Origin of the sequence: Neoroseomonas lacus, assembly GCF_014644535.1 — a bacterium.
Taxonomy (GTDB): domain Bacteria; phylum Pseudomonadota; class Alphaproteobacteria; order Acetobacterales; family Acetobacteraceae; genus Neoroseomonas; species Neoroseomonas lacus.
In genome coordinates, this window is sequence record NZ_BMKW01000052.1 from 1 (window position 1) to 1,290 (window position 1,290).

1 protein-coding gene is annotated in these 1,290 nt (G+C 67.1%); it reads left to right on the plus strand.

Annotated elements, in window-relative coordinates:
- Positions 1-75: 75 nt before the first annotated feature.
- Entirely contained in the window at positions 76-1,152 is a 1,077-nt protein-coding gene (locus tag IEY36_RS30340) for an IS5 family transposase (protein ID WP_188974056.1), read from the plus strand.
- Positions 1,153-1,290: the final 138 nt, after the last annotated feature.

The window sequence follows — 1,290 nt, forward strand, 5'->3', positions numbered from 1 at the left end:
TGGACACCTCCAGAAACCCCTCGTCACGATGACCGCTTGCTGATTCACTGACCCGGGTCGGCGCGAGGGATGGCGATGGTTGGGCAGCCTGGGTTCTTCGATGTTGAGGAGCGGCTGCGGGAGTTGTCGGCCAAGGGCGATGACCTTGAGCGGATCGCCGTGCTGGTCGATTTCGCGATGTTCCGCGCCGAGCTGGAGCAGGCCGTGCCGCGCGCGGATGGCACGAAGGGCGGCCGGCCCGCCTTCGATCACGTGCTGATGTTCAAGATCCTGCTGTTGCAGGCGATGCACGGGCTGTCGGACGAACGCTGCGAATACCTCATCAAGGACCGCCTGTCGTTCATGCGCTTCCTCGGTGTCGGGCTGGCCGACCCGGTGCCGGACGCCAACACGATCTGGGCATTCCGCGAAGCGCTGAAGCGTGCCGGCGCGGTGGAACGGCTGTTCGCGCAGTTCGATGCCACGCTGCGCGCCGCCGGCTACCTGGCGATGGGCGGGCAGATCGTGGACGCGACCATCGTCGCCGCGCCGAAGCAGCGCAACACCGAGGCCGAGCGGGCGGCGATCAAAGCAGGGCAGGTCCCCGAAGGATGGACGGAGAAGCCCGCGAAGCTGCGTCAGAAGGACCGCGATGCACGTTGGACGGTGAAGTTCTCCAAGGCCAGGCCGCGCGAGGATGGCGCCCCGCAGGTCGATCTCGCGGTTCCAGCCTTCGGCTACAAAAACCATGTCGCGATCGATCGCCGGCACGGCCTGATCCGCGGCTGGACGGCCAGCCATGCCGCAGCGCATGACGGCGCTCGGCTGGCGGAGGTGATCGATGCCGACAACACCGCCGCCGATGTCTGGGCCGACACTGCCTATCGCTCGGCGAAGAACGAGGCATGGCTGGCCGCGCGCGGCCTGGTGTCGCGCATCCACCGCAAGAAGCCGCAGGGTCAGCCGATGGCTCCGCGAACGCGGCGGGCCAATGCCCGCAAATCGGCGGTGCGCTCGGCCGTCGAGCATGTCTTTGCCCGTCAGAAGGGTCCGATGACGCTGGTCGTGCGCACCATCGGCATCGCCCGGGCGCGAGTGAAGATCGGCCTCGCCAACCTAGCCTATAACATGAGGCGGCTGGTCTGGCTGAGCAGCAGGGCGGCTACGGCGTAGGGTCTGCAACCGCAGCGCCCGCCGCCATCAGCGCCCCGACAAGCATCCATCAGCAGTGTGATCCCGCCGCACAGCGGACGAACACGCACCGATCAACGGTCACGCCCCCCCAAAAATCAGAGTTTCTGGAGGTGTCCA

Excerpts from the sequence above, each read along its gene's own strand:
- IEY36_RS30340 (WP_188974056.1), top strand. The coding sequence starts at position 76 with ATGGTTGGGCAGCCTGGGTTCTTCGATGTTGAGGAGCGGCTGCGGGAG.